The sequence below is a fragment of the Bacillus sp. KH172YL63 genome (assembly GCF_011398925.1).
Taxonomy (GTDB): Bacteria; Bacillota; Bacilli; order Bacillales; family Bacillaceae_B; genus Rossellomorea.
In genome coordinates this window covers 2,240,701-2,261,231 of record NZ_AP022842.1, presented here as the reverse complement: position 1 = coordinate 2,261,231, position 20,531 = coordinate 2,240,701, and the positions used below count along the sequence as shown (strand labels likewise).

Annotated in this window: 19 protein-coding genes; 17 read left to right on the top strand and 2 right to left on the bottom strand. The window is 42.4% G+C overall.

All coding sequences use genetic code 11. The features are described 5' to 3' along the window. Positions 1-22: 22 nt before the first annotated feature. Complete coding sequence (locus KH172YL63_RS11385) at positions 23-1,642, top strand: YceG family protein (RefSeq protein WP_173106211.1); 1,620 nt, start codon at positions 23-25, stop codon at positions 1,640-1,642. Positions 1,643-1,655: 13 nt separating this feature from the next. Beyond that, positions 1,656-2,747 (top strand): toxic anion resistance protein, encoded by a 1,092-nt coding sequence (locus KH172YL63_RS11380; protein ID WP_173106210.1) that lies wholly within the window; start codon positions 1,656-1,658, stop codon positions 2,745-2,747. Between the two features lie 388 nt (positions 2,748-3,135). On the opposite strand, the gene KH172YL63_RS11375 is transcribed toward KH172YL63_RS11380, so the two are convergent. Further along, a complete protein-coding gene (locus KH172YL63_RS11375) occupies positions 3,136-3,423 on the bottom strand; it encodes a hypothetical protein (protein WP_173106209.1) in 288 nt (95 codons plus the stop codon). 405 nt (positions 3,424-3,828) lie between these two features. Here KH172YL63_RS11375 and KH172YL63_RS11370 point away from each other — a divergent pair, with 405 nt between their 5' ends. Both KH172YL63_RS11370 and KH172YL63_RS11365 read left to right on the top strand, forming a co-directional pair. Next, the gene (locus tag KH172YL63_RS11370; protein ID WP_173106208.1) at positions 3,829-4,896 is read left to right on the top strand and encodes a thermonuclease family protein; all 1,068 of its coding nucleotides are present in this window, start codon (positions 3,829-3,831) and stop codon (positions 4,894-4,896) included. A gap of 130 nt (positions 4,897-5,026) precedes the next feature. After that, a complete protein-coding gene (locus tag KH172YL63_RS11365; RefSeq protein ID WP_173106207.1) occupies positions 5,027-5,524 on the top strand; it encodes an LURP-one-related/scramblase family protein in 498 nt (165 codons plus the stop codon). A gap of 40 nt (positions 5,525-5,564) precedes the next feature. Here KH172YL63_RS11365 and KH172YL63_RS11360 read toward each other — a convergent pair whose 3' ends face one another. Continuing rightward, the gene (locus KH172YL63_RS11360; RefSeq protein ID WP_173106206.1) at positions 5,565-5,753 is read right to left on the bottom strand and encodes a hypothetical protein; all 189 of its coding nucleotides are present in this window, start codon (positions 5,751-5,753) and stop codon (positions 5,565-5,567) included. A 379-nt stretch (positions 5,754-6,132) separates the two neighbouring features. Here KH172YL63_RS11360 and KH172YL63_RS11355 point away from each other — a divergent pair, with 379 nt between their 5' ends. The 13 genes from KH172YL63_RS11355 to KH172YL63_RS11295 all read left to right on the top strand — a co-directional run bounded on the left by KH172YL63_RS11355 (position 6,133) and on the right by KH172YL63_RS11295 (position 20,530). Continuing rightward, positions 6,133-6,414, top strand: coding sequence for a YwqI/YxiC family protein (locus KH172YL63_RS11355; protein WP_173106205.1), 282 nt, complete (start codon positions 6,133-6,135; stop codon positions 6,412-6,414). Between the two features lie 12 nt (positions 6,415-6,426). Then, a complete protein-coding gene (locus tag KH172YL63_RS11350; protein WP_173106204.1) occupies positions 6,427-8,379 on the top strand; it encodes a T7SS effector LXG polymorphic toxin in 1,953 nt (650 codons plus the stop codon). Continuing rightward, positions 8,379-8,864, top strand: coding sequence for a hypothetical protein (locus tag KH172YL63_RS11345; protein ID WP_173106203.1), 486 nt, complete (start codon positions 8,379-8,381; stop codon positions 8,862-8,864). Before KH172YL63_RS11350 ends, KH172YL63_RS11345 begins: the two co-directional genes overlap by 1 nt. Before the next feature lie 211 nt (positions 8,865-9,075). After that, positions 9,076-9,561, top strand: a complete 486-nt coding sequence (locus KH172YL63_RS11340; protein ID WP_173106202.1) for an antitoxin YezG family protein — start codon at positions 9,076-9,078, stop codon at positions 9,559-9,561. Positions 9,562-9,929: 368 nt separating this feature from the next. After that, positions 9,930-11,975, top strand: coding sequence for a sigma 54-interacting transcriptional regulator (locus KH172YL63_RS11335; RefSeq protein ID WP_232066193.1), 2,046 nt, complete (start codon positions 9,930-9,932; stop codon positions 11,973-11,975). Next, on the top strand, positions 11,972-13,390 hold the full coding sequence (locus KH172YL63_RS11330; RefSeq protein ID WP_173106200.1) for a CoA-binding protein: 1,419 nt from the start codon (positions 11,972-11,974) through the stop codon (positions 13,388-13,390). The genes KH172YL63_RS11335 and KH172YL63_RS11330 overlap by 4 nt, the downstream gene beginning before the upstream one ends. Beyond that, entirely contained in the window at positions 13,365-14,051 is a 687-nt protein-coding gene (locus KH172YL63_RS11325; protein WP_173106199.1) for a CoA transferase subunit A, read from the top strand. The genes KH172YL63_RS11330 and KH172YL63_RS11325 overlap by 26 nt, the downstream gene beginning before the upstream one ends. Beyond that, entirely contained in the window at positions 14,038-14,694 is a 657-nt protein-coding gene (locus KH172YL63_RS11320) for a 3-oxoacid CoA-transferase subunit B (RefSeq protein ID WP_173106198.1), read from the top strand. Before KH172YL63_RS11325 ends, KH172YL63_RS11320 begins: the two co-directional genes overlap by 14 nt. Positions 14,695-14,707: 13 nt before the next feature. Continuing rightward, positions 14,708-15,694: a TAXI family TRAP transporter solute-binding subunit gene (locus KH172YL63_RS11315; RefSeq protein ID WP_173106197.1), complete on the top strand. Its 987-nt coding sequence runs from the start codon at positions 14,708-14,710 to the stop codon at positions 15,692-15,694. 40 nt (positions 15,695-15,734) lie between these two features. Next, on the top strand, positions 15,735-17,705 hold the full coding sequence (locus KH172YL63_RS11310) for a TRAP transporter permease (RefSeq protein ID WP_173106196.1): 1,971 nt from the start codon (positions 15,735-15,737) through the stop codon (positions 17,703-17,705). A 12-nt stretch (positions 17,706-17,717) separates the two neighbouring features. Further along, positions 17,718-18,563, top strand: coding sequence for a 3-hydroxyacyl-CoA dehydrogenase (locus KH172YL63_RS11305; protein ID WP_173106195.1), 846 nt, complete (start codon positions 17,718-17,720; stop codon positions 18,561-18,563). A 13-nt stretch (positions 18,564-18,576) separates the two neighbouring features. Next, positions 18,577-19,356, top strand: coding sequence for an enoyl-CoA hydratase/isomerase family protein (locus tag KH172YL63_RS11300; protein ID WP_173106194.1), 780 nt, complete (start codon positions 18,577-18,579; stop codon positions 19,354-19,356). 13 nt (positions 19,357-19,369) lie between these two features. After that, positions 19,370-20,530, top strand: a complete 1,161-nt coding sequence (locus tag KH172YL63_RS11295) for an acyl-CoA dehydrogenase family protein (protein WP_173106193.1) — start codon at positions 19,370-19,372, stop codon at positions 20,528-20,530. Position 20,531: the final 1 nt, after the last annotated feature.

Sequence of the window (20,531 nt, the reverse complement as noted above, 5' to 3'; positions counted from 1 at the left end):
AAAGTATGTGAGGGGTGACATCATGAGTGATTATTCCAGTATCAACATGACTCAAGCAGAGATCGACTCTGATAAATGGAAACAAATATTATATAAAAAACTCCCTGAACGGACTCCTTATGAGAAAGATGAACAGCTAAGCTTTTGCCAGGTCACGGGGAGGATTGTCGGAATTGGATACGATGAAACGGATTATTATCTGTCCCTCTATGAACTTTATACGTCCGATGGGATCCACGTCTTAAGTGAGGAATTAAATAAAGAGATCACACCGGAAATGTTTCAGCGTGTTCAGAAGATTATCATGATCAATCAAAAAGAAAAAGGGCTGTCCGTCAACAGGATTGTCGCGTTCATGGAAGGTGAGCAACTCATTCCCGGTCACAGCAATCAGCAGTTTCACAGGTTGCTGAGACAATCCCTTATTTCGGTACTGGGTACTTTTGAGAAAAAACATCCCGCCGGTTTAGGAAGTCCCGATTTCCGGAGGGTGTTAGTGGACATTGTGAAATGGTCTTGGAATCACCTGGACCCATGGTTAAAAGAGCTTGATCCGGAAATTGAAATGCCCCGGGTCATTTGGTACGGAGACGCAACGAAGAGTCAGTTGTATTTTCTTTATTACTTGATGAGCATCGGGTGTGATGTCCTCATCTTCCATCCCGGTGGTGAAGATCAGTTTGCGGATCTGGACCCTGATCAGTTATGCTCCAAGGTTATTCAGCAATCAAGCAAGGGAGAACTGGAACCGTTCCCGACGGAGAAGCCGGATCGTCAGTCGACTGTCGCATACCGTGCAACGCAGGAGCTGAATGATGTATTGTTCCATGACGGATCCCAACTGTATAAACCGTGGCAATTCCGCAACAGTCTGCCTTCGTCGGTCACCTTGAAAACAACGTATGATGAACTGTTCTTAATCAGTAAAGAGAAGGCATTCGTCCGTCCGAATTTCCAAGCCACCAGGCAGAAAGTCGAGATCCCGGCGATTTTCGCTAAAATTATGGGGGTTTCAGAGAATCACAAGGAATATTGGAGCCGTTTACATAGTTTGGCAGAAGACAAGAATGCGGTATTGATCCAGCGTTTTCCGTTCACGACGGAAGTGAAAGCCAATCATACCTTCCATTATCAACATTCCTTGGCGAGTGACGGAACCCTGGATGTAGAGAAAATGATGACCGGCAACTGGTGGCAATATAAGCATCTTCCTGAAGGAGTTCAGCGTGCCATTGCCCATGTCATCTCAAAAATGTGTGAAAGCCCCCGGCTGCTTCCGTTCAATCATGAACGACTGGAGGACGTAAAACTTTATCTATTCACTCAAGCGACGGATCTTTCCCCGGAAGACTTGAAACTCATCCAGAAGTTTGATTATTCACAGGATGTTCCGAAGCTGGTGCTGTTCAATAATGAAATGAACGGTATGCTATCACGCTCAGATGCAGCAAGGCTTCTCTTCTTTAACGAACTGGGAGTGGATATCGTCGTCTATAATCCACCGGGCCATAATTGCATCGAACAATTTATCGAGTCCAAGGTATTCGATACCCATTGGCTGGAGGAAATGTCATTTGAGCTTGAGTATAAAGAACCTTCGATTGTAAGAAGAATTTTCAAGACAATCAAATCCCATAAATAGGAGTGAAGAAACGATGGTAAACGAAACGAACATTGCAACTCTTGAGAACAATGAAGTGATCACAGAGAAAAAGGCCGAGGACATTCGCAAGGAGCTTCGCCAGGATCCAGAAGTCATCCGCCTGTCCCAGCAAGTGGATACACGAAACCAAATGGAACTGTTAGAGTTCGGGAAAGAACCGGCCGTGCAGATCTCCCAGTTCTCAGACCGCATCCTATCCATGATGCGAACGACGGAAGTGACGGACTCAGGAGCCATGCTGAAGCAGCTCGGCAAGATCATGGATCGCTTTGATAAGAAGGATTTCGAAGAGAAAAAAGGCGGATTGCTCGGGAAACTGTTCAACCGTGGAAACGACATGATCGAAAAGATCTTCGGCAAATACCAGACACTGGGCGGCGAAATCGAGAAAGTCCACGTTGAAATCTCGAAGTACAAAGATGAAATGACTCGCTCGACGATGACGCTTGAAGAAATGTATGAAAACAACATCCAATATTATATGGAGCTGGAAAAATACGTCGTGGCCGGTCAAATCAAATTGGACGAACTGAAGAACACGCTTCCGGAATATGAACAAAAAGCGATGAACGGGGACCAGATGGCCCAATTGCAACTCGATACGTTAAAGAGTGCTATCCAAACGCTGGAAGAACGCGTATATGATCTTGATTTGGCCCGCATGGTGGCCCTCCAGACAGCACCGCAAATTCGCCTTCTACAGCGGGGGAATACGAAACTGATCGGGAAGATCAACTCAGCATTTATCATCACGATCCCAATCTTCAAAAACGGCATCATCCAGGCGGTTACGGCGAAGCGACAAAAACTTGTTGCTGATTCTATGAATGAGCTTGATCGCCGTACAAATGAGATGTTAAAGCGTAATGCAGAAAACATCGCAAATCAAAGCACGGAAATTGCCAAATTGGCAGGAAGACCAAGCGTTCAAATTGAAACGATTGAAGAGTCCTGGAATACGATCGTTAAAGGACTGCAGGAAACGAAATCGATTGAAGAAGAGAACAAGCGTCTGCGTGAAGAGGGGACCAACCGGATCTTGGAACTTCAGGATAATATGAAGAAAGTGACTTCACAGCAGTAAAAAAATAAGAAAAGAGCAGGATTAATCATTGGCTCTACAAGTCGAATGATCAACAAGAAAAATATCAAACCGAAAAGAAGCTGGGACATAACTTAATTTATACACTCTAAAGATGAACAATTAGATGACGTGTTACACCGCTGTTGATGTCCGTCCAAGACTCCGCTTTTCCCGCATGAGTCTTCGTCTTGCACTTCAACCAACAGCTAGAACCTGCTTAATACATGGATTAAGCTTTAGCACTAAAAATTAAAAATCCGAACGAGTTAGATTTTATCAAATCACTTGTTTGGATTTTTGTTTTGCTGGAACCCTTTGGCCCAGCCTCTATTTAATATTGCCATTTACTGAAGATTGCTATTGTCAAAGTGGTATAGAGTTACAACCGTTAATAAGGTGGAATTCCCAACCATTTAAACCCTCGCCAAAGCAGTAAGCCAAACCCCACGGCTAAAAAGATGACATCCCCGACCATAGACTTTTTATCACCTTTGCTTATATTTTGAATAAGGTCAAAGAACACTTTGACAATCCAAAAAAGTACCATGGCAAACCAACCAAGATTGTCATTAAAGGGCTCTTCATCAAATAGATATCTTATAGATATAAAGAGAATGATAACAAGAGCGATGTTTTTAAAAACGTCCCATTTCTTAGGTAACACTTCGTTCTTCAATTAAACCCTCCTAGCCATTTATAACTGTCATTACTTTAACATATTTTTTACATTTCCCTCAAAAAAATCGTAGCCCACCTGTTTCAGGTGAACTGACTTAGATAAATTATATCTTTCAAATTAAAAAGTGTTTAATAGGTTATAAATAAAACAGGGCTTTTAAAAGGGGGACGAAGCAATGATTGGAACCCTTATTAACTGTTAATCATCATTTTTGTTCTCCAAAACAGAACCTGTTAAGCATAAAGCATCTGCCCTTTTTTCTCCCGAGTACAGAATATTCTTCACTAAATTGCGAGATTATCTGATAAATGAGCCATTTTATAATACAATTAATATACAAAACTGTTAAAAGGTTGCGGCCATTCAGAAGGTTTGAACGAAAAAATATAATGAGGTGCTGAAATGAAAGAATCACGTAGGAACTTGGCTGCCATTGCCATCATCTTCACGCTGCTCATGGCGATGATCACGCCTTTAGCATGGGTTGGACTATTAATCGTGGTGTTTGGTTTATACCACACTTCCCAAAAGAGAAAAGTTAAAAGGGCGTACGCAGGCTGGATGATCACGGTCGGAATCCTGGGAATCGTCCTGGGAGGCTGTGCAGCTCCAACAAAAGAAGTGGAAAAAGAAACGACTGCGCAGGCTGATAAAGAAGCCGATCAACAGGCGAAGGCAGACGAAGAAAAGAAGGCGGCAGAAGAGAAGAAAGCCAAGGAAGAAGAGAAGAAGCTGGCTGAAGAAAAGGCGAAAGTGGAAAAAGCTGAAGCTGAGAAAGCGCAGCAGGAACTTGCCGAATCATTCGGTTTGGAAGAAGTACTAGTTTCCCGCGTGATCGATGGTGATACAGTCGAATTGAAGGATGGAAGAAAGGTGCGGTTCATCGGCGTCAACACGCCTGAGTCCACAACGAGGACTGAAGAATACGGGAAAGAAGCAAGTAATTACACGACTGAAAAGCTGGAAGGCAAAACGGTCTGGCTTCAAAAAGATGTGTCCGATACGGACCGGTACAACCGTTACCTTCGCCTGATTTGGCTTGAGGTCCCTAAGGATGTTATGAACGAAGAAGAGATCCGGACGAAGATGTTCAATGCGGACCTGGTATTAAACGGATATGCCGAGCCGTCCACTTACAACCCGGATGTGATGTACAGCGAGTACTTCATGAAATTCGCCCGGGAAGCAAGGGAGAAGGGTACGGGGCTCTGGGCTTATGGCGAAAACGGTACGACTAAAGGAGATCTGGATCCAAAGGAAGAAAAGAAAGCTTCGACAGCATCTACTACGTCTAAATCAAGTAATGAATCCGGTACTGCAAGCGAAGAACCTGCAGCTGCCACTCAGCAAGAGTTTTACCAAAACTGCACGGAACTTACAAAGGTCTACCCACACGGAGTCGCTTCCGATCATCCTGCTTACGCGAAGAAACATGACCGGGACAAAGATGGATGGGCGTGTGAGAGATAAATAGATAGTGTTGGCCATTCCTTTCGTAAAGGGGTGGCTTTTATTTTTGACTTTAAAATGGTGAGGATGACTGGAACTTAAACGCATCTCATCCGTATATAAAGGAAAGACGTAAAATGGGGGCATGACGATGAAACAGCTTTACATCAAACAAAAAGTATTCAGTCTCAGTGAAAAATTCACAGTAAAGGACCAGGACGAGAGGGATGTTTATTATGTGGAGGGGAGCTTCATGAAAGTACCGAAGACTTTCTCCATCATGAATACAGACCGTGATGAGGTAGCCTTGATCACTAAAAAGGTATTGAGCTTTCTGCCGACGTTTTATGTTGAGGTGAATGGTGAAGCGGTCGTGACGATTAAGAAGGAGTTTTCTTTTCTGAAAGCGAGATATTCCATTGATGCGGCAGGTATTGAAGTGCAAGGGAACTGGCTGGATATGGACTTTCAGGTACTGCTTAAAGGGGCCGTAGTAGGAGAAGTGGGGAAAGAGTGGTTTAGTTGGGGTGATAGCTACAAGGTGGAAATATTGGATGAAGAGATGGAGACGCTGATTTTAGCGCTTGTCATTGCGATTGATTGTGTAAAAGAGGATCAGGCGGGTGCTTCGGCTAATGCATCGTTTTAGGCAATGAAAAGAAGCACGGGGACGGTTCCCGTGCTTCTTATTAACTTTCATCCTTATTCTTCGAATATATGTATCTGGCATTAATGTAAAATAAAGTTCCAAAGAAAAACAAAGCGGTTATCAACCAGCTCGCAATCGCCCAATACTCTCCGTTTAATAGATACCCACTGATAAAAGTCACACATACCATCATGGCCATTACGATATACATGCCGACTATGTATTTCATTGCAGACACACCTTTCTAGATTGTATATTGTAGCAAGCGACAAGGGAGATGAATTTGCGGAACCACATGTCGCCGTTCATGGTATAAACCACAAGAAAAAGAAGAGCAATACCATCTTTTCCACTATAAACCAAATTATGGGTTTAATGCTACGCTTTTACACATTTTCTATCAATTTTTAGAGCATGGGGGACGGTTCTCATGCTTCTTTTTACCAGAGAAAATCTCTCAATATTCCCTGTTGCTTAAGAACTGAGTAAAAATAACTAATTTATTGAAAAAACTTGGTTCAGAATAGTATGAAGGTGGAAACGATGGTACGATATTCTATGAATTGGAATTTTATAGGGCGTTGAAATGAATAGAAAGGATCGATCACATGCACACTGAAATCCAGATTCAGTATTCAGAGACGGAGAGGGCGTTCTCCAAGCTTCGTCAAACGATTGACGCTTGGAATATAGCGTATCCCAGGCAGATTGGCGGGGCGAACGAACTCGAGGTCATCAACAAGCTGAATATACTCAATGGACAATGCCAGAAGATGCTGGAGGGCTATCATCAGCTTTTGATGGAAAATCATTCGGCCACGCAACTTTCTGTAGAAGGCATGGAAGAAACCGACCGTACTCTTTCTTCTACCATGACTTTGAGCCGGTAAGGGAGGCACTCTATGAAAATACTGGATGTAGACGGCTTTCTCAATGGAATAAAGGAGATAGAGGAAACCCTGTCTTCCCAGAAAGATCAGGTAGAGCAGATTGAAAGAGCGGTTCAGGACGTGGTCAATCTGGATGTTTCGTTCAAGGGGGAGGGCGGGAATGCCATTAGGGATTTCTACCGGAGTCAGCACCTTCCCATGTTGGAACAGTACCAGTTGTTTTTATCCGACTATCAATCCGTCATTCGGCAGATGAAGGAGGCCCTTGATCACGTGGAGCCTTCACCTGACGGGTTCATGAGGCAGAGCTTCCTGGACAACGAAGTAGAAGAAGGTCTTCAACGGGCACGGCGGACAACGGTGGAATTGAAAGGAGAAGCCAATTCGACCATCAGAAGTGTATCAGACATCGTATCGGTGCCCAGGATCCAGGACTGGTCGTTTTTACAGCAGGTGACCCATGCCCAGGAGGAAAAAGAACGCATCCTCCGAAAGCTGCATGAGTTTGACCATACTAAAACGGCTTCCCTTGCGCCCCTCGAAGAACAGGTCCACACGATGACGCAGCATATCGCCCGGCTCCAAACTGTTTTTCAAAAAGGAAAGCTTGGTATAATAGAGAAGAAGGCTCATCAGGAAGACTCATCGTTTCTATCCAAACTATCCGAGTTTACATTGGTCATGGCCAAAAATAAAGTATCCGAGTTTCTTGGGACCGTGGAAGGAGCCTTTTTTGCAATTGTCGATATCGTCAGCGATCTCGTCGACACGCTCATCGCCCTGTTCACCGATCCCATCGGATTCTTCAAAGGTATTATTCATACCGTCCTGCACCCCATCGACACGGCGAAGTACATATGGAAGGACCTGAAACAATCCTTTGAAGAAGAAGTCGTCAATGGAGACGTGCGAAGCCGAGCGAGATACTTTTCCTACACGGGAACCTATATCGCCGCGTCCATTATCGGAGCGAAAGGCGTAGAAAAAGTCGGCAAGATGGGCAAAGCCGGAAAAATGAGCTCCAAGACCGACGTTCCCTACAATGTTATGACGACAGCCAAAATTAAATCCTTCATTCACAACGGAGTCAAAAGCACCTTCGGAAAAGTGGAGGACACCGCCCATCAGCTACTTTCTTCCCGAACCGGAAAAAGGGCACTGGGACTGAACGCTTTTTCCGGACATCTTCAAGAGCTATTCAGGAAAACTAAAAACGTCTTAAATCCGAAGAAAGTGAGATCGGTGATGGAGAAGACGTATCACAAGGTTGTGGACGGTCCGGTTTCGAGGGTTGGGCAGTCAGAGGTTTTCTCCAGTATGGGGAAGGTGTTGTTGAATGAGGATGGGCATGTGGTGTTTACTGGGAAGGATCGGGTTCGAAGGGTTGAGACTAAGGGTTCGGGTGAAGTTAATAGGCTTATTCCTGGAACTCCTGGAAAAGTAACAGGAGGAAGTTCTACAAAACTAGGGAAAAATATGTTTGAAGGAATGGGTTTGCCTAAAGTTACAAAACGAACACCTTATCAAGCACAACATATTATTCCTAAGGAATTTAGAAGTCATCCTGTATTACAAAAAATAGGTATGGATATGGACAATGCCTCAAATGGATTTTTTCTTCGAGTTCCGGATGCAGATGTTAGTGTAACTTCTAGACATAAAGGATACCATGCAGTTTATAGTAATTTTGTGCGAGGAAAATTAGATGAAATAGATATTAGACAAGATATATCTATAATAGAAAAAAAAGTTTATGAACTACAACAAAAGTTAAGACTACTTCAAGAAAAAGGATTACCATTATACATGCAGGATAATTACCTTGAAAATGAACTTAAAAGGATTAAGGAAATTGGAATGGAACAATACACAAAAGAAAGAATGGACAAAGAGGTTACGAACCCCGTATGGAAAAGAGGAGGAGGGGCAACAGTTGACCTTTGGGAAAGGTGGTATAATAAGTAATGGACTATGGAGTATATAATCATTTAGTTGAAGAGGTAATTCGGTTCTCGGAAAATTTCCAGAGTGAAACTACTAATAATATTTCCAACGAAACTGTTATTATTAATGATATAAAAAAAGCAGAGCATTTAGCTTATGATGAGATTTTTGGCGAGGATGAGTATAATTGGAAAGATATCAGAGAATTAGAAATGAGTGAAGTTTGGGGTATTTATTACGCAATGTCAGAAAGTGAAAAGCCTAAAGGATTGGAAGGGTTATTAGGAATTATTGCTGATAATGTGAGAAAAAGCTCATTTAAATATAGTATATTTTATGACGATGTTGTAGCTGATCTTACTAATTGTGCCATTAATAGAGCGATAAACGGGAAGAATAGCTCTTTCTTTGAAGAATTGTTTGATGTATATAAACTTGGTGCTTTTCCTTGCGGTTGGAAAGGTGATTATCCAGAAGGGGAAATCATTGCTTTTAAAATGAATTAATGAGTATATAGCTGGATTTGGGGTCAGTCCCCCGCCATACTAATGCATTAGTATGACGGGGGACTGACTGCATTTTTTTAGAGTTTCTTGGGAACATGGAGAAAGCATTTTTTCAATCGTCATTCTATTCAAATCAGATTCTGATAAAATCGTTCATCAATAGATGGTAAAGAAGGAAAGTAACCTTTGTAATCACAATAGTAGGTTGAGAATGGAAAAGGAAATGGAAAGATTATATAAAGAGTTAGCTGAAACAGTTAATGAAATGATTCCAGAGGATTGGAATGAATTTTACTTGTATGCCCAAATATCTGAAACCGGGGGAGGAACTTACTTTTTTTATAATACATTAGAAGATGAACAATATAAATATAGTTTGGAAATTCCCTTCAAATATCAAATTGATGAAGATGAATTTGAGAAAAAAGAAGATCACTTATATAAATTAAGTAAGGAACTTAGGAAAGTTTTTAAAGATAACGATCAAGAAGCTTGGTATTCTTTTACAATGTCTTTAAACAGTAGTGGTAAATTTAAGTTGCATTATGATTATACAAATTGGTTTGATACAGAGTATAGTTTTAGTGACCAAATGATTATTTGGAAAAGCAAATATTTAGAGGCGGTACCTACTGATGAAAATTATAAAGCATTAATTGATAAGTATCACAATGAATTTCCTGATAATCCGATTTGATTAAGGTGGTAATGAAGGCACGGGAACCGTCCCCGTGCTTCTTTTTATTGAAAATAAGTAGAAGCATCGTCTCCCCACTTCTAATCTTCTAACCAATAAAACAAGTAAACTGTTGCTCAAATGCAACGGTTTTTTTAATGAATAAAAGACATATAGGTCTTTTTTCTATTTTTCGACCTTATTCTCATCTAAATAGTGGCACTCATGCAACAACTGTTGCGCTATTGCAACATATTAGAATGTGTTTTATAGTTTAAATATTGTAAAACATTAGAATAATCAGTTTTTTATAGTCTTTTTAATGTTGGCACACTTCTTGCAATACAAATAAATGAGTGGATCACTCAGAGGGAGCGAGCACATTGTTAGTGAAAGATGCAATGACTAGTACTTCTATAAAGTATTTTGAAAACGATTACATTGAAGCTGTTGCAAATCGTTTACTAGAATCTCGAGTGAAGGGCGGGTTGGTTTATAACATAAAGGATGAACTGGTGGGGTGTTTTACAGAGAATGATCTTTTAAGAGGTTTGCTAAAAAACAAAGGCACATTATCTGACATTCATAAAACGAACTTCCATTTTCTAAAGGAAACAGATGAATTAAAACATATATCAGAAATGGATCACGAAATTTGGCCGGTGATCAATAAGAATGGTCATATTTCCGGATTCTTGACGAAAGATCAGTATTTGGCTTCCTATGCTAAGTTCTCTCAACTGGAAGTCAGCCGTTGGGATGCGATTTTCAAGTCGGCCCACAATGGTATCCTCTCGATTGATCTTGAAGGGAAAATCACATCGATCAACCCTCCTGCAGAAAAAATGGCCATGACGTCAAAAGAGAAAGCAATCGGCAAATTTTTGACGGATGTCGTAACACCGAGTGGATTGTTGAATGTAATCCGGACTGGCAAAGGACACACAGAAAAATATCGTGTGGGAAGAAGAATGTATTTAACCCATAGAACTCCACTCTATGACGGTGAAAACCTTACTGGTGCAGTAGGAGTCTTTCAGGATATTTCAGAAATTGAATTTGTTTCGAATGAACTTGAATCTGTCAAACAGCTCTTAAGGGAGCAGGAAAGTGTACTGGAAAACTCAACAGATGGAATCTGTATTACAGATGGCGAAGGAATCATTATTAAAAGTAATCAAAGCTTTTGTTCTCTTTTTGATCTCGATTCCGACACACATGAGACACCGGACTTTATTAAAGAGATCGTCAACAAAGTGATTGCGAAGGGCAAACGACATAATGTCATGGAAACAAGCGTCGGCAGCGATAATTCTTTGATCATTACCGCGAACCCTATAAAAAATAGCAGCAATCAAATGATCGAGAGAATTGTCATTTATGTGAAAGACATGTCTGAGTTTGACGCATTGAGGAATGAGCTTGAGAAAGCAAAGTCACTATTGGAGACCTTACACTTATCTGAGAAAACAGGCTCCTTCATAGCGGAATCTTCAGAAATGAAAAGGTTGATCGAAACCGTTGAACAGGTGGCTAAAGTAGATGTCACCGTTTTATTAACAGGTGAATCGGGAGTAGGAAAAGAGGAAATAGCCAAATTGATTCAACAGGCCAGCCCAAGGTTGGAGCAGCCATTCATTAAAGTAAACTGCGGAGCGATACCAGAAACGCTAATGGAATCAGAGTTGTTTGGGTATGAGGGAGGAGCATTTACAGGTGCTTTAAAAAAGGGAAAAGCCGGATTGTTTGAACAAGCGAACAATGGAACGATTTTTCTAGATGAGATTGGAGAGATCCCTACCCATCTTCAAGTGAAATTGTTACGGGTCCTTCAGGAAATGGAGATAACCCGGGTAGGTTCGGCAGCTCCCAAGAAAATAGATGTCCGTGTCATTGCTGCTACCAATAAAGACCTGCAAGAACTGGTCCAAGAAGGGAATTTTCGTGAAGACTTATTCTATCGTTTGAATGTCATCCCGATTTCCATCCCTCCTTTAAGAAAGAGGTTGGAGGATATCCCGCTCCTGGTCGATACGTATTCAAGAATGTTTGCTTCTAAATATGATAAGCATCTCAGATTTTCGACGAAAGCCATACAAGTTCTCAGCAACTATCGATGGCCGGGGAATGTGAGGGAGCTCGTCAATATACTTGAAAGATTATATGTAACAACTACCAACCAAGAAGTGAATGAAAGCGATGTACTTTCGCTGTTTAATAAAACGGATGAACGAAAAACGGGTACTGACAAAGCAATTGTTGTGAATGAAATATTGCCACTGAAGGAAGCGATAGAAGAGCTGGAAAGAGAGCTTATATATAAGGCGTCGCTCACAGAGAAGTCTTACCGTGGCATAGCCCGGGCTCTTAAAGTGAATCCTTCCACTATTGTAAGGAAGGTTAAAAAATTAGAAGGGGGATCAATCAAATCATGAGAACACTACAACCTATCGTTTCCCCTAAAAGCATTGCAATCATAGGTGCATCTGAAAGATTTCATCAGAATGCAGGACGTGTGATGGTGAATCTTCAAAAATCAAAATTTGCTGGGGATATCTTTCTCGTTAATCCCAATTATGATTCCATTTCGGGAATGACTTGTTATCCAAGTGTACTGGAGATCAAAGAAGAGATTGATTTGGCATGCATAATCATCCCTTTTATACATACCCCAAAAATACTAAAAGAATGCGTAGAAAAACAAGTGAAAAATGTGATCATCCTAAGCTCAGGATTTTCTGAGAGTGGTCCGGATGGAATCACCAGGGAAGAAGAACTTAAAGCGATTGTAAGGGGTACAAACACAAGGGTTTATGGACCGAATTCACCTGGTTTCTATCATTTTATTGGGAATTGGGGAATCTCGTTTTCACCTCGATTTGAACCGAAAAACTTTCATGAAGGCTCCGTTGGTTTGATCAGTCATGGAGGGAGCATCGGTAGGGCCATACTGGACGCGAATGAGAAAGGTCTTGGCTTCTCCTACTGGCTTTCTCCGGGGAATGAGATGGATATCAACATGAATGATTGCTTTGAGTTTTTGATTCACGATCCCGATACAGAAACGATTCTATTGGTGATTGAGTCGATTACAGAAGAAGAGCGGTTTTTTCGTCTGCTACATCAAGCTTATCTTAAGCGTAAGCCTGTTATCTTACTTCCAATTGGTCACTCGAAGATATCCAGAATTGCCGTGAAGCATCATCTGGGCAGGAATAATGATTATGCCATTCCATGGGAGATGGTCAATCATCCAGGATTAATAAAGGCAGAGAGTATTGATGAAGTGGTCGCGATCTCCTGGCTTTTCGACTCGTACAAGAAAGCAAAGGGAGGGCGAACCGTCATTTTCTCATGGGCTGGCGCTACGTCCATTTACTTGGCGGACTTATGCGATAAGTATGGAATTGATCTTCCGCCTCTATCTGAGTTCCTGCAGAAACAAATGATTCGCATAACGGGAATCGAGAAGGCCTTTATGAATCCTTTAGATGTCACCACGATTGTTTATGATGATTTATCCAAGTTGACTTCATGCTTGGAGGTACTACATGAATCAGAAGACTATGACAATATCATCGTTCCGTTTCCGTTCCAAGTAGACTATCAAAATGAAATATTATCAGGACAAATCCAAAAGTTGATAAAAGAAAGTAATTGTATTTTTCTACCGATCTTTATGTCTCAGGGATACAACGATGAGTTGGCAATCGACATATTGAAGGAGACTAAGAAGCCATATTTCTTTCAAGAAAGCACAGCCATCAAATCATTTTCTGCTTATGTGAATTACTCGGAATCTCAAAAACAAGGGGAGGAACAAAATGAAGAAACGATTAAGTCTGGATGACGCGCTGCTTCACATTCATAGTGGAGACACATTGTTGGTCGGAGGTTTTGGTCTTTCCGGAACACCCCTGACACTGATCGATGAACTGGTGAATTCTGATAAAGACAATCTAACGATCATCAGTAATAACCTGGGAGAGGAAGGGCGTGGCCTCGGAAAACTCCTGATTGCCGGAAAGCTCAAAAAAGCAAAAGGATCCTATTTTACGACGAACCGTGATGCAGTCAAAGCCTGGTCAAAGGGTGAATTGGAAATTGAACTCATTCCCCAGGGTACTTTGGCAGAAGCGATTCGCTGCGGTGGGGCTGGAATCGGTGGTTTCTATACGAAGACCGGTGTGGGAACGAAACTGGCTGAAGGAAAGGAAGAAAAAGTGATTGATGGTGAACCCTACATTTTTGAAAAAGCGATCAAAGGGGATGTAGCTATTATCAAGGCACTGAAAGCTGATACACTGGGAAACTTGATTTATGACAAGACAGCAAGGAATTTTAATCCAGTGATGGCAACGGCAGCTAAGATCGTCATAGCAGAGGTGGATGAAATTGTGGAAGCAGGGTCATTTGCTCCCGAGGAAGTAGTGACACCTCACTTATACGTGGACTATATCGTTCAAAATCGCTATGTGAAGGAAGGGGGAAGGTACGTTGAGTCATTCTAAAAGAATCACAATTGCCAAAAGGGTTGCTCAAGAATTAAACGAAGATGAAATCGTTAATCTAGGAGTCGGCATCCCCACTCTCATTCCCGATTATCTTGGAGATAAAAAGGTTTACCTTCAATCAGAAAATGGACTGCTTGGAATGGGACCTACTCCAACTGGTGAGGAAGTGGATATGGATTTGATCAGTGCGAGTAAAAAACCTGTTTCCATGGATATCGGTTCTTCATTATTTGACAGCTCTGATTCCTTCTTGATGATCCGGGGAGGGCATATTGATACAGCAGTCCTTGGTGCTTTACAGGTTGATCAAACCGGAGAAGTTGCCAACTGGGCAGTACCGGGTGAAACCATCCTGGGGGTTGGGGGTGCCATGGACCTGGTTGCAGGAGCGAAACGAATGATCATCGCTTCGATGCATTTGTCGAAAAGTGGGAGTCCAAAACTTGTGAAAAAGCTTTCGTTTCCAAGTAGCGGAGTGAGAAAAGCGGACATGATCGTAACGGAGCATGCGGTATTCAAGTTCATGGAAGAAAAGATGTACTTGTTTGAAATACTCTCTGATATTTCTGTAGAGGGATTGAGAGAAATAACAGATGCACCATTTTATTTAATGGAAGAAACAAAAATCAAAACAAAATAAGGGGGACGTAATGATGAAAAAATATTTAATCGTATTGGTAACCTTATTATTAATGACATTAGCAGCATGTTCTTCAGATGAAGCTGGCAGCACTAAAAAGGATAGTGCTGATGGGCCTCCTAAAGATATGGCATTCGGATCGGCTACAGTGGGTGGCTTCTGGTATACCTTGTCCGGTTCAATGGGGGAGAAGATGAGTGAAGTATTCCCTGATTCATCTGTAACAGTTGTCGAGGGTGGATCTGTTTCGAACCTATTGGGATTAAGTCAAGGTACGTTCGCACTTGGATTCAGTAACGGTCAGACGGTTCCGGAAGCTCTAAATGGTGAAAACGAATTTAAAGAAAAAGTGGACAATGTCAGTACGGTTGCAACCCTTTATCCGAATGTATTCCATATCGTTGTACGTGCCGATACAGATATCAAATCGGTAAAGGATTTAAAAGGGAAGAAAGTAAGCCCAGGGATTAAGGGTTATAGTGGAGAACTTGCCTTCCAGGATATCTTAAAGCTGAATGATATGTCTTACGATGACCTTGGCGGAATTGAATATATTGGTACGGCTGACGGAGCGGATCTTCTTCGCGACGGTCATATCGATGCTATTGTCGGAATGGTAGCAGCACCGGTTTCCACGTTCCAGGAACTTGATACCACACTTGGAATCCGCTTAATTCCTTTGGATGATGAAACGATTAAAGGTCTGCATGAAAAGAATGAAGGATATTTGGAATATACCGTTGAAGGCGGCACGTATTCCAATGTGATAGAAGATGTCAACACAGTTGCCGGTTATACCGTTCTATTAGTCAACGATGACCTAATGGATGAAGAGACGGTGTATAAGCTTACAAAAATGATGGTAGAAGAAAAAGATACGTGGACAACGTTATCACCGATTATGAAAGACTTTGATGCAGAGTATTCAGTGAAGAATAATGTAGGTAAACTTCATCCTGGAGCAGAGAAATATTATAAAGAAGTCGGGGCTCTCGAGTAAGTGATAAACACACTATATCCATGAAAAAGAAGGTGAAAGTATGACTAAAAAGGATTCGTCAAAAGAATTAGAAGCATCGGAAATTGTAACTCAATATGATGAAGATGGAAACCTTAACAGCAAGCTGCGCTCTTTAAAGGGTGCAGCTGCCAAGATTATTTCCATTGTGGCTGTCCTTATGTCTTTGTTCCACTTATACACGGCATTTTTCGGCGTATTTGAGTCGATTCTCCAGCGATCTGCCCATCTGGCGTTTGCTCTGATTCTTACATTTGCGATATATAAACCATCCAAAAAAGCAGTGAAAAATGAGAGCATTCCTTGGTATGACTGGGTGTTTATGATTTTGTCGATTGCCTGTTATTCCTATTATGTGATGAACGCACAGGTGATTTCATCACGGATGAGTTATATTGAACCGCTCACTATGCTTGAAATCACGATTGGGATTGTGTCGGGATTATTGTTAATCGAAGCGACCCGACGTGTGATTGGGAATACGCTGGTCCTGATTATTTTCATTTGTTTGGTATACGGCATATTTGGACACCTCATCACAGGTGAACTCTCCCATCGTGAATTTACCGCCATGTGGATCGTAGATCACCTATTCTATACAGTGACGGGCATTTTCAGTGTCCCTCTTGGAGTATCGGCGACGTTTATCTTCCTGTTTATCTTATTTGGGAAGTTTCTGGAGGTTTCCGGAGCAGGACAATTTTTCATTGATTTATCTGTTGCAGGTATGGGGAAATACCGCGGTGGTCCCGCCAAAACGGCCATTGTCGCTAGTTCCATCTTGGGAACCATCTCAGGAAGCGCTGTAGCCAACACGGTGACAACAGGTGCCTTCACAATTCCATTAATGAAGAAGACAGGATATAGAAGTCATTTTGCAGCTGCCGTGGAAGCGGTCTCTTCAACAGGAGGGCAAATCATGCCTCCAATCATGGGAGCCTCAGCTTTCATCATTGCTTCCTATTTAGGGGTTCCTTATATGGATATCGCAGTGGCTGCCATTATACCAGCGGTTCTTTATTACTGCTGCTTATACTTTCAAGTCGATTTACGAGCGAAGCGACTCGGATTGGATGGTCTTAAGAAGGAAGATCTTCCGAAGGTCTCAAGTGTTCTAAAGAGTGGCTTCATGTTCTTTATTCCGCTTATCGTCATCGTCTTTATGCTGGCATCTGGAGCATCTCCTATGCGGGCCGGCTTATTTTCAATCGGTGTGACGATTGTGGTGGCGGCTTTGAAGAAGTCTACGAGACTATCATTCTCAAAAATGTATAAAGCTCTCGATTTAGGGGCAAGGGCTGCCATTGAAACGGCCATTGCCTGTGCAGCGTCAGGTTTCATTATCGGGATTATCGGTTTGACGGGAATCGGTCTGAAATTCAGCGGAATGATCATTGATATCTCAGGTGGGATTTTAATTGTAACGCTTATTTTCACGATGATTACGAGCATTATCCTTGGGATGGGGCTTCCGACGGTTGCGGCTTACATCGTTCAAGTACCTCTCACCATTCCAGCATTGATTGAACTTGGTGTATCACCGCTTGCGGCCCATATGTTTGTGTTCTACTTTGCCGCTTTATCTGCGATTACACCACCAGTGGCACTGGCTGCATTTGCTGCAGCAGGACTTTCGGGATCGGATCCGATGAAAACAGGAATGACAGCTGTAAGACTGGGGCTTGCAGCCTTCATCGTTCCGTATATGTTTGTTTATGGAGAGACATTGCTCCTGGTAGGGGATGCTCCTCATATCATTCTATCAGTGGTCACATCCATTATTGGAATCATAGGGGTTGCTTGTGCGGCAGAAGGGTGGCTTTTGAGGAATGCTCTTTGGTATGAGAGGATCATCCTGTTTATTGGTGCAATCCTCATGATCAATCCGGGGATTGTAACGGATATCATTGGATTCGCCATTCTGGCACTCGTATTCTTCTATCAAAAATTCAATCCGAAACGCACGACTGTAGAACATACAATATCCAGCTAAGGGGGCTTTTAGGTGCAAACTATTACAGTGGTAGGCTCGGGAGTCATGGGAAAAGGAATTGCGTATACCTGTGCGGTTTCGGGTTTTAATGTTTACTTGAATGATATAAACGAAGAAATCCTGGAAAAAGCAAAGAACGATATCTTCAGCCTTTTGGAAGGCAGCTTACAAAAAGGATTTATTTCAGAAGACCAATATGGGGAGGCAAAGGATCGTCTTCTTTTTGAAACAGATTTGGAATTAGCGGCAAAAGACGCTGACCTTGTCATAGAGGCAGTACTTGAAAAAATGGAATTAAAGATTGATATTTTCAAAAGGTTGGATTCCATTTGTTCCGAAGAAACCATTCTAGCCACTAATACGTCCACCATGAGTCCGACAGAAATCGGGGCTCAGACGTCACGTCCCGATAAAGTGGTGGCGATGCATTTCTTTAATCCTGTTCATAAAATGAAGCTGATCGAAGTCATCCGTGGCTTGGAAACGTCAGATGAAACCGTAAGGCTTGTGAAAGAAGTCGGTGAGAGACTTAAGAAGGAAACGGTCGAAGTAAATGAATTACCTGGGTTTGTGACTTCCAGGATGAATTGCCTGATTGGAAATGAGGCCATGAATATGCTGATGGAAGGAGTGGCATCGGCTGAAGATATTGATAAAGCATTGAAGCTGGGACTCAATCATCCGATGGGGCCACTTGAGTTAGCTGATTTAGTAGGTTTGGATACGCGGCTAAGAAATATGGAGTACTTGCATCAGACACTGGGTGAAAAATATCGACCTAGTCCTATCTTGCTTAAATACGTAAAAGCGGGCCGGTTTGGGAAAAAGAGCGGAAGTGGTTTCTATCACTATTCTTAAGGGAGATGAGAGCGTGCATCAATATGAGAATTTGCTTGTTCAAATCAAACAGGGGGCGATGTGGCTGACGATCAACCGCCTGGAATTCCGGAATGCCCTGAACCTCGAAACCCTTCAAGAGATGGAGGATGCTTTCGGATGGGCAGAGGCGAACGATGAAGTAAAGGTCGTCGTGGTGAAAGGGGCGGGGGGAAAGTCCTTCGCTGCTGGAGCGGATATTAAACAGCTTCAGCAAAAGAACATGCTGGATGCCCTGATACCAGGGATGCAGGGGTTATATAAGAAAATACAGCAATGTAGCAAAGTGACGATTGCAGCAGTCGAGGGATATGCTCTGGGTGGAGGATGCGAGCTTGCATTGGCATGTGATATCCGGGTTGCGACAAAAAGGGCAAAGTTCGGTTTGCCGGAACTGAACCTTGGCATTATTCCAGGAGCAGGTGGAACACAGAACCTTTCCAGGATCATTGGAAAGGGACGGGCACTTGATATGATTCTCACCGGTAAGATTATTGATGGGGAGGAAGCAGAAAGAATCGGCCTTGTTTCCTATCTTGCTCCTGAGGGTGAATTGGATAAGCAAGTAGAAGAAGTGACAGCTCAGATTTATAAAAAAGGTCCGGTGGCTATCAAACTGGCAAAGTTAGTCGTTCATAAAGGCTATGATATCGATCTTGAGACAGCGATGCTGATGGAGAAGCTTTCACAAGCGGTAGCATTTGGGACAGAGGATAAACAGGAAGGCACTTCAGCCTTTTTGGAAAAACGAGCAGCCGAATTTACTAATCAATAAGGGAGAGGTACAGATGAACTTTGATTTTTCAGAAGATATAAAATTTTTAAGAGATAATGTACGGAAGTTTGTGAAAGAAGCAGCAGAACCTTTGGCAATGGAAATTGAAGAGAAGGATATGATTCCGGAGAAACTGGTTGAAATGTCGAAGGAAATGGGACTCTTCGGATTGAGTATCCCGGAAGAATACGGTGGACTGGGACTCGACATGGTGGGGAAGTGCGCCATATATGAGGAGCTTGGTAAAACTCATAATGGTTATACAACCCTGATCGGTGCTCACACGGGGATTGGGTCAGTAGGAATTGTCGAGTTAGGGACAGAAGCACAAAAGCAGAAATACTTGCCTAAAATGGCCACCGGTGAATGGATTGGTGCATTTGCCTTAACCGAACCAAGTGCAGGCTCCAATGCAGCAGCATTGAAAACCACTGCGGTCAGAAAAGGTGATAAATTCATCCTGAACGGTTCCAAGCATTATATTACCAACGCTGTCGATGGGCATGTATTTACCGTAATGGCGGTAACGGATCGTGCCAAAGGAGCGAAGGGGATCACTTCCTTTATCGTAGAAAAGGATTTCCCAGGCTTCGTATTAGGAAAGGTAGAACAGAAAATGGGGCTAAAGGGGTCTCATTCAGCTGAGCTTTTCTTTGAAAATATGGAGGTTCCTGCAGAAAACGTCCTTGGAACAGAAGGACAGGGCTATATCAATGCGTTGAAAATCCTGGCGAATGGACGAGCCGGTCTAGCGGCAAGAAACCTTGGATCATGTGAGAAGCTTCTTGAACATTGCCTGCAATATACCCAGGAACGGGAACAGTTCGGCAAACCGATCATCGAAGTACAGGCCGTTCAGCATATGCTTGCAGAAATAAGTATGCAGATCGAGGTTCTTAGATCAATGACATACCGTGTTGCCTGGATGACCGATCAAAAGATGAGGGTAGTGAAAGAAGCAGCCATAGCGAAACTATTTGCTTCGGAAGTATATAACAAGGTGGCGGATTTAGCGGTTCAAATCCACGGTGGAATCGGATATATGAGCGATTATCCAATAGAGCGTTACTATCGTGATGCCCGCATTACTAAAATTTATGAAGGAACGTCTGAAATTCAGCGCAACATCATTGCGAATGAACTGAAACGCGAATCATCATACGTGGGGGTGTAAG

Bases quoted from the DNA above. Each gene is read 5' to 3' on its own strand.
- KH172YL63_RS11345 (WP_173106203.1), top strand. From the start codon at position 8,379: ATGGACTATGGAGTATATAATCATTTAGTTGAAGAGGTAATTCGGTTC.
- KH172YL63_RS11315 (WP_173106197.1), top strand. From the start codon at position 14,708: ATGAAAAAATATTTAATCGTATTGGTAACCTTATTATTAATGACATTA.
- KH172YL63_RS11370 (WP_173106208.1), top strand. From the start codon at position 3,829: ATGAAAGAATCACGTAGGAACTTGGCTGCCATTGCCATCATCTTCACG.
- KH172YL63_RS11330 (WP_173106200.1), top strand. From the start codon at position 11,972: ATGAGAACACTACAACCTATCGTTTCCCCTAAAAGCATTGCAATCATA.
- KH172YL63_RS11325 (WP_173106199.1), top strand. From the start codon at position 13,365: ATGAAGAAACGATTAAGTCTGGATGACGCGCTGCTTCACATTCATAGT.
- KH172YL63_RS11365 (WP_173106207.1), top strand. From the start codon at position 5,027: ATGAAACAGCTTTACATCAAACAAAAAGTATTCAGTCTCAGTGAAAAA.
- KH172YL63_RS11360 (WP_173106206.1), bottom strand. From the start codon at position 5,753: ATGAAATACATAGTCGGCATGTATATCGTAATGGCCATGATGGTATGT.
- KH172YL63_RS11380 (WP_173106210.1), top strand. From the start codon at position 1,656: ATGGTAAACGAAACGAACATTGCAACTCTTGAGAACAATGAAGTGATC.
- KH172YL63_RS11355 (WP_173106205.1), top strand. From the start codon at position 6,133: ATGCACACTGAAATCCAGATTCAGTATTCAGAGACGGAGAGGGCGTTC.
- KH172YL63_RS11385 (WP_173106211.1), top strand. From the start codon at position 23: ATGAGTGATTATTCCAGTATCAACATGACTCAAGCAGAGATCGACTCT.
- KH172YL63_RS11295 (WP_173106193.1), top strand. From the start codon at position 19,370: ATGAACTTTGATTTTTCAGAAGATATAAAATTTTTAAGAGATAATGTA.
- KH172YL63_RS11340 (WP_173106202.1), top strand. From the start codon at position 9,076: ATGGAAAAGGAAATGGAAAGATTATATAAAGAGTTAGCTGAAACAGTT.
- KH172YL63_RS11310 (WP_173106196.1), top strand. From the start codon at position 15,735: ATGACTAAAAAGGATTCGTCAAAAGAATTAGAAGCATCGGAAATTGTA.
- KH172YL63_RS11350 (WP_173106204.1), top strand. From the start codon at position 6,427: ATGAAAATACTGGATGTAGACGGCTTTCTCAATGGAATAAAGGAGATA.